Annotated in this window: 13 protein-coding genes; 7 read left to right on the plus strand and 6 right to left on the minus strand. The window is 69.0% G+C overall.

Annotated features, from left to right (window positions below):
- Positions 1-44: 44 nt before the first annotated feature.
- From ABZX92_RS05865 to ABZX92_RS05875, 3 genes are read left to right on the plus strand one after another with little or no spacing between them, the layout of a single operon-like run.
- Positions 45-1076: a 5'-methylthioadenosine/S-adenosylhomocysteine nucleosidase gene (locus tag ABZX92_RS05865; protein WP_355554508.1), complete on the plus strand. Its 1032-nt coding sequence runs from the start codon at positions 45-47 to the stop codon at positions 1074-1076.
- A complete protein-coding gene (locus tag ABZX92_RS05870) occupies positions 1073-3226 on the plus strand; it encodes a hypothetical protein (protein ID WP_355554510.1) in 2154 nt (717 codons plus the stop codon). Before ABZX92_RS05865 ends, ABZX92_RS05870 begins: the two co-directional genes overlap by 4 nt.
- The gene (locus tag ABZX92_RS05875) at positions 3223-4629 is read left to right on the plus strand and encodes a hypothetical protein (RefSeq protein WP_355554511.1); all 1407 of its coding nucleotides are present in this window, start codon (positions 3223-3225) and stop codon (positions 4627-4629) included. The genes ABZX92_RS05870 and ABZX92_RS05875 overlap by 4 nt, the downstream gene beginning before the upstream one ends.
- Here the strand turns inward: ABZX92_RS05875 and aroH are convergent.
- The 6 genes from aroH to ABZX92_RS05905 all read right to left on the minus strand — a co-directional run bounded on the left by aroH (position 4619) and on the right by ABZX92_RS05905 (position 11309).
- Complete coding sequence (gene aroH, locus ABZX92_RS05880; protein ID WP_355554513.1) at positions 4619-4981, minus strand: chorismate mutase; 363 nt, start codon at positions 4979-4981, stop codon at positions 4619-4621. The genes ABZX92_RS05875 and aroH overlap by 11 nt on opposite strands.
- A 10-nt stretch (positions 4982-4991) precedes the next feature.
- Complete coding sequence (locus tag ABZX92_RS05885) at positions 4992-7979, minus strand: S8 family serine peptidase (protein ID WP_355554515.1); 2988 nt, start codon at positions 7977-7979, stop codon at positions 4992-4994.
- A 143-nt stretch (positions 7980-8122) separates the two neighbouring features.
- A complete protein-coding gene (locus tag ABZX92_RS05890; RefSeq protein ID WP_355554517.1) occupies positions 8123-8443 on the minus strand; it encodes an STAS domain-containing protein in 321 nt (106 codons plus the stop codon).
- Between the two features lie 10 nt (positions 8444-8453).
- Entirely contained in the window at positions 8454-9200 is a 747-nt protein-coding gene (locus ABZX92_RS05895) for an ATP-binding protein (RefSeq protein ID WP_355554519.1), read from the minus strand.
- Positions 9200-10144: a hypothetical protein gene (locus tag ABZX92_RS05900; RefSeq protein ID WP_355554521.1), complete on the minus strand. Its 945-nt coding sequence runs from the start codon at positions 10142-10144 to the stop codon at positions 9200-9202. The genes ABZX92_RS05895 and ABZX92_RS05900 overlap by 1 nt, the downstream gene beginning before the upstream one ends.
- A gap of 64 nt (positions 10145-10208) precedes the next feature.
- Positions 10209-11309 (minus strand): DUF1015 family protein, encoded by a 1101-nt coding sequence (locus tag ABZX92_RS05905; RefSeq protein WP_355554523.1) that lies wholly within the window; start codon positions 11307-11309, stop codon positions 10209-10211.
- A gap of 18 nt (positions 11310-11327) precedes the next feature.
- On the opposite strand from ABZX92_RS05905, the gene ABZX92_RS05910 reads away from it, so the two are divergent.
- The 4 genes from ABZX92_RS05910 to ABZX92_RS05925 all read left to right on the plus strand — a co-directional run bounded on the left by ABZX92_RS05910 (position 11328) and on the right by ABZX92_RS05925 (position 14416).
- Positions 11328-11801, plus strand: coding sequence for a TrkA C-terminal domain-containing protein (locus ABZX92_RS05910; RefSeq protein ID WP_355554525.1), 474 nt, complete (start codon positions 11328-11330; stop codon positions 11799-11801).
- Between the two features lie 5 nt (positions 11802-11806).
- Positions 11807-12979, plus strand: a complete 1173-nt coding sequence (locus ABZX92_RS05915; protein ID WP_355554527.1) for a cation:proton antiporter — start codon at positions 11807-11809, stop codon at positions 12977-12979.
- 61 nt (positions 12980-13040) lie between these two features.
- Positions 13041-14198, plus strand: coding sequence for a S8 family serine peptidase (locus ABZX92_RS05920; RefSeq protein WP_355554529.1), 1158 nt, complete (start codon positions 13041-13043; stop codon positions 14196-14198).
- Positions 14195-14416 (plus strand): hypothetical protein, encoded by a 222-nt coding sequence (locus ABZX92_RS05925; protein WP_355554531.1) that lies wholly within the window; start codon positions 14195-14197, stop codon positions 14414-14416. The genes ABZX92_RS05920 and ABZX92_RS05925 overlap by 4 nt, the downstream gene beginning before the upstream one ends.
- The last annotated feature ends 133 nt before the right edge of the window (positions 14417-14549 follow it).

Raw genomic sequence — 14549 nt, forward strand, 5'->3', positions numbered from 1 at the left:
GCTACCTTCTTCGCACTCGGATCCAAACGAGCGGAGCCCGCCCCATGATCGTGATGCTCACCGCGCTCGAAGTGGAGTACGCCGCAGTGCGCGCGCACTTGTCCGGCATCACCACCCACCACCACGCGTCCGGCACGTTGTTCGAGATCGGCCACGTGGGCGGCTGCGAGATCGCCCTCGCCCTGACCGGCATGGGCAACACCGGCGCCGCCACCCTCACCGAGCGCGCGATCACCGAGTTCGACCCGGACGTCGTCATGTTCGTCGGCGTCGCCGGCGGGCTGGCCACCTGGCTGGAGCTCGGCGACGTCGTGGTCGCCACGCGCGTCTACGGCTACCACGGCGGGCGGGAGACCGCGGAGGAGTTCCGGTCGCGGCCGCGCGCCTGGGAGCTCCAGCACCACGTCGAGCAGCTCGCCCGGCACGTCGCCCGTTCGTTTCCCGGCCCTCGCGTGGAGTTCCAGCCGATCGCGGCCGGCGAGGTGGTGCTCAACTCGACCAGCGCGCCGCTGGCCAGGCAGATCAACCGGCACTACGACGACGCCGTCGCGGTCGAGATGGAGAGCGCCGGAGTCGCCAACGCCGCACACCTCAACATGGCGACCCCGACGGTCACCGTGCGCGGCATCAGCGATCTCGTGGACGGCAAGGACGCCACGGACCTGCAGGGCTGGCAACCGATCGCGGCCGCCAACGCCGCGAAGTTCGCCGTCGCGCTCGCCGCGGCGCTCAGTACACCTCGCACGGAATCCCGCCGCAGCAAGGGAAAGGCACAGCCCGTGGGCGACATCGTCTTCAACAACCACGGTTCGGTCGGCAACCAGGTCGGTACGAACAACGGCACGATCAACGTGTCACAGAATCAGGCCCGCGAGCGATTGAACGACCTGACAACGGTCGTGGTGCGCGCGCATCAGGCCGGTGAGCTCGACCAGGACCTGTTCTCGGCCGCCATGGTGGCCCTCGACGAAGCCCGCAACTCCACCGGACCGATCGACCTCCGCCGCATCAGGGTGCTGCTCGCCGGGATCCCCGCCGTGCGCCCGGTGCTCGACTCCATTGTGGACTCTTTATGACCCCGCCACACGCCAACACCTTCAACAACGAGGGCGACGTCGAGACGCAGGTCGGCGTCAACAACGGCGTAATCCACCAGACATCCATCTACAACAACAACACCGGCGAACCACCCGAGACGAAGTTCGAGAACGCGCTCACCTACCTGAGGGGTGGCCAGCCGCGCGAGGCGGAGGGCCTGCTCGAACAGGTGCGGCAGGCGGGTCTGGTGTCCGCGCGCTTCTACTACTACTTCGTGCTCACGATCCTCAGCGACCGCACGCTGAACGAGCTGCCGCCGCGCGAGTTCAACAAGATCGTCTCGGCGTTGGCGGCCGCTTCCGTGCTGCCGGAGGAACCGGGCGGCTACCGCGAGGCGCTGCGGGTGATCGAGCGCCTGATGACCTACATCGAACGGCAGGACCGCGCGGCCGAGCCGAGCGACGAGGAGCTCGACGGGGCGGCCGCGGACTTCCGCGACCTCCCGCAGGCGCGCCAGGACGAGATCGCCCGCCACCTGGACATGATCCTCGACGGCGCGGTGCAGGACGAGCTCGACGCGTCGATCGCGGCCATCGCCTCGCGCCGCCGGATGGACAACCGCCGGGAGAACCGGGTGTGGCTGTACTTCCAGCCCGACCCGGCGCCGCCGCTGCTCGCCGTGCCGGACAAGCAGAAGATCGACTTCCGGAACTGGGCGATGTTCGTGCTGGGCGGGCTCGCCGCGTTGTGGGGCCTGGTCGAGGTGATCGGGTTCGCCACCGGTCCCACGCCCGTCGAGTCCGCGGCGGCGCTGTGGATCTCGCTGCTCCTGGTGCTGGGCGGCGGTTTCCTGTTCGTGTGGTTCCGCATCCAGGCGAAGTCGTCCGACCTGCACCGCGGGGTGCGCGAAGCCCGTTTCCAGGGCAGGCACGACGGACCGCCGCGGCACGTCCCGGCCTGGAAGGTCGAGGACATCACCTGGAAGGTCCAGGCGAAGTTCGCGGACGAGCGGCCGCCCAAGCGCACCAACAACCGCTACCAGAACAACGGCCACGACGACCCGAACCGGCCGGACTGGGACCGCGACACCGCCGGGCTGACGCAGTCGATGATCGACTGGTTCGTCCGGATCTACGGCCCGACCAAGACCACGCCGGCCGGGCTCACCTGGCTGATCGGCTGGCACGTGCGCCGGGTCAAGGACGACTGGGAGGCGGGCAGGCTCACGGACTTCCGCAAGGAACTGCGCACTCCCTGGTACGCCAAGGCGTTGGGGCCGATCGGCGTGGTGCTCGTCGTGCTGCTCACCCTGTCGCTGGTCGGCCAGGGCGCGGCGGGACCGGCGGTGCTGCTCGGCGCGGGGATCATCGTCGGCGGCATCGGCGCGATCCAGGTGTTGTCGCTGCTGCGGGTGCGCGCGAAGCTGCGGGCCGAGTACGCCGCGCTGCTGCACGAGGAGGAGCAGGCCTACCAGGGCTGGCTCGACCTGCTGCGCGACCGCCCGCTGGACGACGAGATCGCCTACTGGCTGCGGTTCGACGTGCTGCACCTCAAGTCCCGGGCGATGCGCCGCACCCAGTTGTCCAGCAAGGACATCATCTGTCACGTCGAGCTCACCGAGGGCGCGCCGGGCGCGCTGCGGGCACGCGACAAGATGGCGCCGGTCCGCTACTCGAAGTACCTGGTCAAGGTCTTCCTGCTGACCGACGGCGGCGTGCACGAGACCGAGTACGAGCTGGACTTCTTCACCGGCAACGTGCGCGACCCGCTCGACACGTCGTTCCGCTACGACGCGGTGGCCTCGGCGCGGCTCGCCGAGGTGAGCGTCCAGTTCGCCGGCAACCGCAGGCACATCGCGTTGCTGGACAACAGCGTGCAGTACGGCCACGAGTTCGTCTTCCAGCAGTCGCTGCGACTGTCCCTTCTGGACGGACAAGTGATCGACGTGCTGGTCGAGGACTTCAAGGGCATGACCGACGACTCCGAGGACACGACGAAGCTGCGCGAGATCGCCCAGGCGGCTTCCGGTGTGCAGAGCGCGTTGCACATCCTGCAGGCCGTCGCGCGCGAGGGCCGGGAGTGGATCCAGCGGCAGCGCGACCGGCGCCGGCGCTGGTGGGATGATTACCACCAGAAGGCCGCGCGTGAGATCGAGAGCGGCTGGCAGCGTCGCAAGGAGATCAGTTGATCGATCCGCGCAAGCTCGTGAAGCGGCTGCCGGTCGCCGATTCGCTGCTCGACCACCGGGCGTACAGCCGCGCTGGTGGCGACCGGCGGGCGGCGCTGCTGACCCACGGGTTGCTGGACGCCCTCGACACGGCGCTGACGTTCGCGGTGGTTCCAGCGCATCCGGCGGTGCTGTCGTGGCCCGTCAGGCTGCCGCCGTTGATCGCGTTGCTGGCGCCCGGCACACCGCTGACCGGCGCGCAGGTCGTAGTGCACACCGAACCGCCGGCGCCGGACGCCTACCGGGAGTTGATCCGGCACAGCTGCGCGGCGAACAGGTGGACGTGGGTCTCGGTGAGCTCGCCGGATGCCGCCGCCGCTGCGGTGTGGACGCGGAACGTGCTGGCACAGCACGGTTTCACGGCTGTTCAGCTCGACCGCGACGGCGTGCTCGACGTGGTCGCCCTGATCGGCGGGCTCGATGCCGGTTCGACGTCGACCAAGCTGGTCGAACGCGGCTTCGAGTCGTGCACCATGGGCTCCTTGGCGCACGCGTGCTTCACCTGGTCCGCGCCGCCGGCGCTGGAGGCGCTCACCCAGTTCCCCTCGGTGCGGGCCACCACCGGCGTCCGGCTCGCTCCCGCCGGCGGCGAGTTCGTCGCGGAACGGGTGCTCAAGCTGAGCAGCCCGGACACCAAGTCGCTGCAGAACGCCGCGACGTGGCTCGGCCAGGTACCGCTGACCCGCCTGAACGGCCGCCACGCCTCCGCCGTCATGACGACGATGCCGGTCTGCGTCCCGCCGTCGTGGCCGTCTCAGGACGCCTGGATCCACGTCGAACCCGCTGCCGTGGCCGGGCAGTCGGCCGCGTGGACCGGCGGCGCGGGGATCGTGCTCGGCTGGGACGTGGTCCGGCAGACGCACGCGCCGCTGCGCCTGTTCCAGGAGCGCCCGGTGACCGGTGTGGTCAGCAGTCCCCGCCTGGCCCACCTGATCGCCGCCCGTACGGTGAGCTGCGGCGCCGCCGTCACCGTGCAGGGCCCGCACCCGTGGCGCGGCCCGTTCGGTCACGCCGCCCCCGGCCCGCTCGCGCCGGCTTCCGGTACCCCGCGGCAGCCGCACCTGCTGGTCGTGGACCGGCCCACTGCGCTGCCTTCCCTCGCGGACCTCGCGGGGTCGCACTACGCGGTGCTGGTGGTGGCCGATCCGCTCGGCCCGGAGCACGTGCCGCTGCTCGACGTGGCTGACGTCGTGGTGGTCGGTGAACTCTCGAGCCCGCAGCAGGCGTTGCTGCGGGGCGTGTTCAGCGGCTGGCTGGACGAGCTCTCGCCGATACCGGGCGAGGTGACCGTGCTCAGCCACGGCGTCGCGGCGCGCGTCGGGATCACGCTCACCAAGCCGGAGCAGCACTTGCTCAGTGGTTGAGATCAGTCCGCAACGCCGCCGCCCCGCGCAGGTAGACGTGCTTCACCGACGACCGCGGCAGGTCCGTCTCCACGTGCGCGAGCAGCCTGATCACGCGCGGCATCGCACCGGGCACCGCGATCTCCGTGGCCGACAGCAGCGGCACGTCCGAGAGCCCCGCCTGGCGTGCCGCGTAGGCGGGGAACTCGGACGTCAGGTCGGGTGTGGCGGTGAGCACGACGCTGATCAGGTCCTCGGCTGTCAGGCTGTTGCGCGAGAGCACCTCTCGCACCAGCTCCGCCGTCGCTTCCAGCAACAGGTCGCGCGAGTCCGCGTCGATCTGCGTGGCACCCCTGATCGCTCGTACCGCCATGCAACCGACATTAGCGCGGTACGGCCTCGTACGCCCGGATCACCGTGTGAGTGGCCGAGTTGCCCAACGAGTCGGACACGGACATACGGAGCGATACGAACGCTTTGCCGCGTGGGTGGAACAACAGCGCGTGCGAACCCACCACGAGAGCGCGCTCCCACGTCACACCGTCGTCGTAGGACACCTCCACGCGCGGTACACCTACACGGCCGTACACAGCGCCCTTCTGCTTGGAAACCTTCAGATCGAGCAGGAACGCGCGGCCGGACGGCGCCAAGCCCTCGCTGTCCGTGCGACCCGACGCGCGCACGACCATCAACGGCAGCGCGGTCTTCTCAGCAGTGGTGCCGGGCGAGTTGAACGTCCACGAAGCCGAAGCGTGCGTACCGAACGCCGAGTAAGGCGCAGGCCGGTCCGTCACGGTGGACAACGTGTACTTGCCGGCACCAGGCACCGGAGTGGCGATCCAGCCGGGATATGACGAGGAAGCGACCTCCTTGCCGTCCAACGACAACGTGGTAGAAGCGTTGGCGTAGGAACCCCACGACTCGGTGTACGCCCACTCACCCGCGGTGGAGAACAAAGGGATCGAGGCGTTCAGAACATCACCGGTCCGCGACAGCCCCCAGTTGTCCTCATAGGACCCCAGCGACGGCCCAAGCGGCGACCTGTTCCACACCACCGTGTACGAACGCGCCGAATACGCACGCTTGGGCGACCGCTGATACTCACCCCAACCACCACCGCGGAAGCCGAACGTGCTGTCCCACTCCACATCCGGCCCAGGCGTGTAGAACTCGGTCCGCGTAGTAGGTACCGGCATGTCGAGCAACACGGTCACGGAAGGCGCAACCCCCTTGTAGTAGCCATACCCGCCACGCACACCAACGGCCGGTGTGCCACCTTGCGACTGATAAGTCGCATGTACCCGAGCCAAAGAAGAGTCGTGCACCACGAGAGAATCGGGATCCGGAATCGCCCCGTCCCGCACGAACATCAGGTTGTACACGGCATCGGAAGCCACGAGCACCGGTTGGTACCAGAACTGGAAGATCCGCCCCGAGACAGCACGCGTAGGTGCCACGAACGTGTCGCCGCCAACCGACGAGATCAACCCGATCCCGGTCGACCGCGAGGCATTGCCCGAGTACAGCGACAGCAGGAACATCCCGGCCTTCGCACCCGGCCGATCCACCTTGGGCAACAAGGCAGACGCTGACCGCGCATCGAACCGAACCGTTGTGTCGCCACCAACAACAACCTCCGGCGACGACATCAGAGTCGTGTCCCGCTTGTACCCGTTCACCATCGCATGCACGTCATAACGCCCCTTGGGCACCCGCACAGACCCATGAGCGCCATCGGTGAAGAAGTACCCGTGCGAGATACCAGTGGCCACGTCGATCACCTGCACGGTCGCGAACCACGGATCAGCACCGTCACGACCCACGACGTCCAACGACAGCGTGTACTTCTCCTCCTCCACCACCGCACCCACAGGCGTCCGAACAACAACATCTGAACCAGTGGCGACCAACGAACCACCGAACTGGCCAGCAGCACCAGGAGTGAAGGTCACGTCAACGGAAGCCGTGCCACCAGCCGGAACCACAAGAGAAGACGCGCTCAACGAGAACGGTCCGGCAGGAGCCTTCAACGCCAGCGAAACCGGCGCGGCCGAAGCGTTCGAGTAGGTCACCGTGCGCGTCACCGCACCCAAAGGCCACGCATCGAACGGGAACGACAAAGAAGAAGGCGACGAAGTCACCGACTGTCCCAACGCGCGCGCAACATCCAGCCGCCCAGCACCCTGCTCGTACACCGAGAGTCCCAAGTCGAAAGACGAAGCCATCACAGCGGACTTCAGCTCGCCGGCACGCCAAGACGGATGTGCCTGCTTCAGCAACGCCACCGCACCGGTCACGTGCGGAGTGGCCATCGAAGTGCCAGAAGCCGACGTGTACAGAGCGTCAACAGGCGTGCCCATCGAAGTCCCCGCAGCCCGCGCCGCCACGATCGAAGTCCCCGGCGCCGCAACGTCCGGCTTCACCGCGTAGTCCCCAACACGAGGCCCACGAGACGAGAACGAGCTCAACGCGTCCTGCTTCGTCACCGACCCCACGGTCAACGCCGCGTCAGCCGCGCCAGGCGTCCCGACAGTGCCCGGCGCACCGGAGTTGCCCGCCGCCACGACGAACAACGTCCCGTACTTCGCCGTCAAAGCGTTGACGGCCAACGACATCGGGTCAGTGCCATCGGTAGGAGAACCACCTAACGACAGGTTCACCGCAGTGGCACCAGACGAAGCAGCCCACTCCATCCCGGCGATGATCGCCGACTCGGGACAGCTGCCGTCATCGGTGCAAACCTTGCCCACCAGCAACCGTGCGTCCGGCGCGACACCACGGTACCGAGCACCACGCCCAGCGATGATCGACGCGGTGTGCGTCCCGTGCCCGTACCCGTCGCGAATCCCCGTCCCGGTGAAGTCACGCGCCTCCGCGACGGCACCGAGATCAGGATGCGCGGGATCCCAGCCACCATCCAGATCAGCGATCGTCACACCGGACCCGGTGATCCCCGCGTCCCACGCCGCGGGCGCCCCGATCTGCCGCGTGCTCTGGTCCAGCACCACCCGCGCCCGCCCGTCCAGCCACACCCGAGCCGACCCGTGCACCGCCGCCTGCCACACGTCAGCGGAAGCACGAACTGCGGTCGCGTCCAACGACTTCAGCGACCGGATCCCGGGCAGGCCCGACACGATCAGCGGCAGCGCGGACCCGGCGAACCCCTGCCGTTCCAGCTCCGAGATGTTGAACAGCCGCGGATCCAGCCGCCCGTCCCGCAGCAACGGCGCCGCGTCCGACGGCACGATCGAGATGTCCGCAGTGCCGGTCTGCTGCAGGAAGCTCACCGAAGACCGCCCAGGCCCTGGCCGCACCGCGACCCGGGACGACCCGGTGAGCACCACCTCGTCCCCGGTGATCAACGTGATCACCCGATCGGCCGGTGGAGGAGCGGCGGAAGCCACCGCCGGTAGTCCCAACGCAACTAAAGCAACCACCAAGAGCACAGGTCTGCGCATGAACGTCCCATCACTCGACGGAACATCCAGGACCCGCGGCAATCAGGAAAACTAACTCATCGGTCAACTACGATGTTGGGATACCGCAGGGTGAGACCGAGCAGGTTCACGACGTACACGGCCCACCCGCCGCCGAGCAGCACCAGCCGCCGCTCCCCCAGCGCCGTCGCGGTCTCGATCAGCACGTGCAGCCCGCTCGACCCGATGAACGTCAGGTCCGAGAAGTCGATCACGACATCGCCGAGACCGTCCCCGAACGCACAGGCCAGAGCCAGTTCGGACCGCAGCAGTTCGCTGGTGTTCAGGTCGACCTCACCGGCGAGCGACACCACCGCGCCCCGGCGGCGCACCTCCAGCAAGCCTGGTTCGGGTTCCATCGCGTGTGCCTCACGAGTCGGGAGACAGCAGGTCGCGCACCGCCGCGAGCACGCGAAGTGGATGCGCCGGTTTCGGTAAGTAAGCATCGGCAACGTGAGTGGCCGGCTCGATCGCCGAAACGGCTACAACCGGCACTCCGAACGTCCGTGCGACGGCTGCGAACCGTGTCCCCTCACCATGAGACGTCAGCAGATCCACGACCGCCAGTGCCGGAGGGCTCTCCAGCATCGGCTCGGCGGCGGCCACGGAGGTCACGAGCGTCACGTCGTAGCCCTCCGCGTGCAGGAACGCGGCCAGCGACTGGCCGGAGAACCTGTCGCCGTCCACGAGCAACACGCGCGGGCGTCCCGATGGCGCGGGCAGGTCCGGGACGCCCGCACGTGACCAGACCCGGACGAGCGCTCGCACGACCGTTCCGGGCCAGGTCGGTCTGCCGGGCCGCACCTGCACCTCGTCGGCGATGCCGAACAGCAGCCGCAGCCCCAGCGGCCGGGCGGCAGGCCCGGCTTCGAGGTCGAACACCCCGTCGTCCTCGATGGTCAGCAACACCGCGTGATCAGCCGGCTCCCAGGTCACCCCGACGACGGACGCCCCGGCTCGTCGCACCGCGTTGTCCGCCGCCTCGGACACCGCCAGCAGCACATCCCGCGCGTCGTCCCCGTTCAGGCCCGACTCTCCGGCGAGTTCGCGCACGAAGGCCCGGATCTCGGGCAACGACCCCGGGACCGCCGGAAACCACCGGGTCTGCGCGCTCATCACGCGGCGTGCGACGGAGCCGTCAGCAACGGCGTGATCAGCTCTCTCAGCCTCGTAGCACGGCGTCTGCCCGCCTCGGCGTGCAACGGCTCCAGTTTCTTGCGCGTGCGTGCGGACAGCACGTCTCCGGACTGCACGATGGCCAACGCCGCGACCGTCGCCGCCTCGTCCGCATCTCCGTCCACGAGATGGTTGAGCGACAACGCGATGAGAGCGAACGTCCTGCTGCGTGCCATGTCATCGCGATAACCCTGGACGGCCTGCCCCAACGACGTGATGGCCGGCCGCGCGAAACTCCCGTCCACCGTGCGCCCGAGCGTCGTGTAGACGGCACCAGTGATGCCCGCGAGGTCGTGCACGTCGAAGAACGCCGCCCACGGCGCCGCACTGTTCACATCCGCGCGTGCGAACTCGTCGTGCGCACGCCCGAGCATCGCCAGCGCGGGCACGCGCTGCCCCAGCTCGCCGTAGCACCACGCCTGGTTCGCGGCCAGGATCGCGTTGGTGTGGTGACTGGTCGAGACGAGCCCGGCCAGCCGGAACATGCCGAGCGCCTCGGCGGGCCCACCGTGGTGCAGGTGGACCCGCCCCATCCGATAGCGGATGTTGGCCACCAGATCACCGTCCTGGGCGAAGTTCAGGGCGAGATGAAAGTGGCGGTGCGCGGACCCACCGAGCCCGGCGTCGAAAGCGGTCCAGCCCGCGAGTGCGTGCAGTTCCGCGATGGCACTGCTGAAATCACGGCGTACCGCGGCACTGGCCGAGTGCGCGAACGCCTTGTCACACCAGGACAACAGAGCCTGCACCTGCGTGCGGCACGATCCACCGCCGTAGCGGTAGTCGACGGCACGCAACGCCGCAGTCATCGCCCTCAGGTGCCTGACGTGCACAAGTCCGATCTTCGAGTGGGGCGGCGGTAACGAGGGTGACGCGTCCTGGCGCATGCCGTGAAGTCTCACCGCGCGGTTGACCGGTCAACAGGGCCGAACGAACCCGCCCGGCAGGGCCCTACGGTTGGAGGTCCGCCAACAGAAGACCGCTGCGCGGCTTGGGCGTGAAATACGTGCTCTTGCGCGGCATCTTGGTGCCCGCCAGCACTTCCGCCAGCGGCACCGGCGCGATCAGCAGCACCGCTTCGGCTTCCACCGAAGGGTCCGCGACCGGCCGCACGCAAGGACTTTCGGGGTCCAGCCCGAGCGCCGCGTCCAGCAGCAACGACTCCACCACCGCGTGGTCGATCCCTTGCCCCGCAGGCAGTTCGACCCGCAGCACCTCGTCCGCGCAGCGCACCACGACGACCCCGGGCTCCGGCTCGACCACGTACGGCAACGACGACACCGTCAGCCCGACTCGTTCCCACGCCGTCACCAGATCGGACGCGCCCAACCCGGTGCCGACGATCGCGCGGTGGATCGGCCCGACCCGCAACCCCGGCCCGGACGTCACCAGCGCCAGCAACCCGGACAGCCCGGCCGACCGCGCCGCCGCCACCCGGTGGTTCCCGTCCGCCACGAGCAGCGGATGCGCACCTGCCGCTTCGAGGAACTCGTCCTGCAACTCACCGGGCCCGACCAGCCACACCCAGTGCCTGCGCCCACCGGAGTCCACAAGCGACACCGCGGGTTCGTCCGTCATGCCGAGCACCAACGACGTCAGCCCATCGTGCGGCGTGACGGGAATGAGCATGGCCGCGCTCGTCGCACACCCCAACGAAGCCAGCACCTGACCGCGTTCGGCGACCACGTCCGGGTAGACGTCCTCGGTGTGCGCGATCGCGTCCGGGTCGACGAGGCACAACACCCCGCACGCCGTCCCATCCGGTCCGTCCACCCGGTACGGCGCCACGACGTCGGTCACCTCGCGGTACGCCCGCCGGATCAACGCCGCGAGCTCGGCCCGCGCGTGCGGCAGCGCGTCGAGCAGCCCGGTACCCGCCGCGAGTGCCGCGGGCGTGCGATGCGGGTGCTGAACGGCCAGCAACGTGCCGTGCGGAGCTCTGGCGAGCGCGCCGATGACCTGTCCGGGTTCGGCGAACTCGTCGACATCCGGGCCGGGCACGCGGTCGCGCACCACCCACCCCCGTCGCACTGGGCGTACTCGCAGAGTCATCCCCGTATCATGATCTGTGTGAACGTAGAGATCACGCCCCTTCCGGGTATCGGAACGCGCCAGGACTTCATGATCCGCGCCGGACGCCGCGTCGGCGTGATCACCTACCGGGACGGCCGGTTCGAGCTGATCCTCTCCAAAGCGAGCGATCCCGACTCCTGCGCCGCCTCGATACCCCTCTCACCGGAAGAGGCGAGCACCCTCGCGGGCCTGCTCGGCGCGCCGCAGCTCGTCGCCCACCTGCGCGAGGAGCACCGCGACATCAGCGGCATCACCACGCGTCAGCTGCCGGTCACCGCGTTCGCGAACCACAGCCTCGGCGAGACCGCTCTGCGCACGAGGACCGGTGCGTCCATCGTGGCCGTCGTGCGCTCGGGCAACGCGCATCCGTCGCCCGGCCCCGACTTCCTCTTCGAGAACGGCGACCTCGCTGTCGTCGTCGGTACCGTGGACGGCCTCGACGCCGCCGCGCAGATCCTCCACGGCGGTTAAGCACAGTGCACGAGACAACTCTCGCCATGATCCAGCTCGGTGGCGTGTTCTTCGGTCTTGGTCTCCTCGGTCGCGTCGCTCGCCGGATCGGCATCTCGCCGATCCCGCTCTACCTGATCGGCGGGTTGGCGTTCGGCTCCGGCGGTTTCGTGCCATTACACGGAATCGACGAGTTCACCCACATCGCCAGCGAGATCGGCGTGGTGCTGCTGCTCCTGCTCCTCGGCCTGGAGTACTCGGCTTCCGAGCTCACCACGGGCCTGAAGCGCTCGTGGATGGCGGGCGTGCTCGACCTCGTCCTCAACTCCGCACCGGGCGCGATCGCGGCGTTGTTGCTGGGCTGGGGCCCGATCGCGGCGCTGGCGATGGCCGGCGTCACCTACATCTCGTCGTCCGGCATCGTCGCGAAGGTGCTCGGCGACCTCGGGCGGCTCGGTAACCGCGAAACGCCGGTCGTGCTGTCCGTGCTGGTGTTCGAAGACCTCGCGATGGCCGTCTACCTGCCGGTGCTCACCGCCGTGCTGTCGGGCGTGAGCTTCCTCGGCGGGCTCACGTCGGTCGGCATCTCACTGCTCGCGATCACCGTGGTTCTGGTGGTGGCGCTCAAGTACGGCCGGTTCATCTCGGCCATTGTGGACAGTCCGGACCACGAGGTCTTCCTGCTCAAGCTGCTCGGCTCAGCCCTCCTGGTCGCCGGTGTCGCCTCGCAGCTGCAGGTCTCGGCGGCGGTCGGCGCGTTCCTGCTCGGCATCGCGATCTCCGGCTCGACGGCCGAGAACGCCACCCGCCTGCTCGAACCGCTCCGGGACCTGTTCGCCGCGATGTTCTTCGTCGTCTTCGGGCTCAACACGCACCCCAAGTCGATTCCACCTGTTCTTGGAATCGCGCTGGCCCTCGCCGCCATCACGACCGTCACCAAAGTCGTCACGGGCTGGTGGGCGGCACGACGGCAGGGCATCGGCAAGATGGGCCGCATGCGCGCGGGCGCGGCCCTCGTGGCGCGCGGCGAGTTCTCCATCGTCATCGCGGGCCTGGCCGTGGCGTCCGGGCAGGTGGACGAGCGGCTGGCCGCCCTGGCGACCGCCTACGTGCTGCTGATGGCGATCCTGGGGCCGATCGCGGCCAAGTACGTTGAGCCAATCGGGGAATTCTTTCAGCGCAGACGCCAATTGGCCTGAAACAACTGCCCCGAAGTGACGACTCTCTAGTGAGAGCTAGACGGAGAGTGGGGCGAACGTCATGACCGAACCCGCGGAAGTGGAGACCACCGGCCGGTTCCTGGTGTTGTTGCAGGAAGACGCCGTCGATGAGGGGGTGGCCGAGCTCGGCGCGATCGCCGGGTTCGACCCGAACACCGGCGACCTCGGCTCCGACACCCTGGAGGTGTTCCCGGAGCTCGGCGTCGCGGTGGTGTCCGGAGACCCGAACCTGCTGGCCGGGCTGAACGGCGCCGCCGAAGGCCCCGGTCCGGTGCTGATCGTCGAACCGGAACGCGTCGTGCACGTGTTCGACGCGGCACCAGCCGAGGACGACGTCGAACCTGAAGCCGACGAGTCCGTGCTGACCTGGGGCCTTCAGGCCGTCGGCGCGGACGTCAGCACGGCCACCGGCAAGGGCGTGAAGATCGCCGTGCTGGACACCGGCTTCGAGAAGAACCACCCGGACTTCGCCGGCCGCACGATCACCACGAAGTCGTTCATCACCGGCGAGGACGTGCAGGACGGCCACGGCCACGGCACGCACTGCATCGGCACGTCCGCGGGCCCGCGCAAGCCCGCCACGGCCCCCGGCTACGGCATCGCCTACGAGGCCGAGATCTTCGCGGGCAAGGTCCTGTCCAACGCGGGCTCCGGCTCCGACGGCGGCATCCTCGCGGGCATCGACTGGGCGGTCGCCAACGGCTGCGCGGTCATCTCGATGTCCCTGGGCGCCGACGTCGCCCCCGGCACGCCCGCTTCGCAGATCTACGAGACCGTGGCCCAGCGCGCCATGGCCAAGGGAACCTTGATCATCGCGGCGGCGGGCAACGCCTCCAACCGCCCGGCCAAGGTCGCCCCGGTGGGCCACCCGGCCCGCTGCCCGTCCATCATCGCCGTGGCCGCGATCGACGTGAACCGCGCGATCGCGTTCTTCTCGTCCGGCACGGTCGACAAGATCGGCCAGGTCGACGTGGCGGGCCCCGGCGTGGACGTCTACTCCTCCTTCAAGCTCCCGGAGAAGTACGCCCGCCTGCGCGGCACCTCCATGGCCACCCCGCACGCGGCGGGCGTGGCGGTCCTGATCGCCGAGAAGACCGGCGCCCGCGGTTTCGAGCTCTGGGCGCGCCTGGCCCTCACCGCCCAGCGCCTGGCCCTCCCGTCCACCGACGTCGGCGGTGGGCTAGTCCAGGCGCCATGACCACTTCGGTGGACCAGGTGATGGTCTCCGTGACCGAAGGCAGCCTCCCGAAGGTACTCGACGGCCTGCGGGAGGCCGGCCTGGTCGTCGACACGGTCCTGGATGCCCTCGGCGTGGTGACCGGCACGGTCGAGGTCCGCTCGATCCCCGCACTGCAGGCCGTGCCAGGTGTCATCGACGTAGAACGGCAGTGGCGCGTGCAGCTCCCGCCGTACTGACTAGGCTCTCCGTCGACCCCATCGCCGCCTGATCGAACAGGTGTTCTAGCATGTGCGGCGGGTCACGTCGTTGCGGAGAGAGGAACCTGATCGTGTCGGACACGCTCACCGAGGTCGAGGCAGTCGAGGAGAC

The sequence above is a fragment of the Lentzea sp. NPDC006480 genome, assembly GCF_040611995.1.
GTDB lineage: Bacteria > Actinomycetota > Actinomycetes > Mycobacteriales > Pseudonocardiaceae > Lentzea.

What these genes read in the sequence shown, in the direction of transcription:
- ABZX92_RS05865 (WP_355554508.1), top strand. Translation starts at nt 45, where the DNA reads ATGATCGTGATGCTCACCGCGCTCGAAGTGGAGTACGCCGCAGTGCGC.
- ABZX92_RS05870 (WP_355554510.1), top strand. Translation starts at nt 1,073, where the DNA reads ATGACCCCGCCACACGCCAACACCTTCAACAACGAGGGCGACGTCGAG.
- aroH (WP_355554513.1), bottom strand. Translation starts at nt 4,981, where the DNA reads ATGGCGGTACGAGCGATCAGGGGTGCCACGCAGATCGACGCGGACTCG.
- ABZX92_RS05890 (WP_355554517.1), bottom strand. Translation starts at nt 8,443, where the DNA reads ATGGAACCCGAACCAGGCTTGCTGGAGGTGCGCCGCCGGGGCGCGGTG.
- ABZX92_RS05895 (WP_355554519.1), bottom strand. Translation starts at nt 9,200, where the DNA reads ATGAGCGCGCAGACCCGGTGGTTTCCGGCGGTCCCGGGGTCGTTGCCC.
- ABZX92_RS05900 (WP_355554521.1), bottom strand. Translation starts at nt 10,144, where the DNA reads ATGCGCCAGGACGCGTCACCCTCGTTACCGCCGCCCCACTCGAAGATC.
- ABZX92_RS05905 (WP_355554523.1), bottom strand. Translation starts at nt 11,309, where the DNA reads ATGACTCTGCGAGTACGCCCAGTGCGACGGGGGTGGGTGGTGCGCGAC.
- ABZX92_RS05920 (WP_355554529.1), top strand. Translation starts at nt 13,041, where the DNA reads ATGACCGAACCCGCGGAAGTGGAGACCACCGGCCGGTTCCTGGTGTTG.
- ABZX92_RS05925 (WP_355554531.1), top strand. Translation starts at nt 14,195, where the DNA reads ATGACCACTTCGGTGGACCAGGTGATGGTCTCCGTGACCGAAGGCAGC.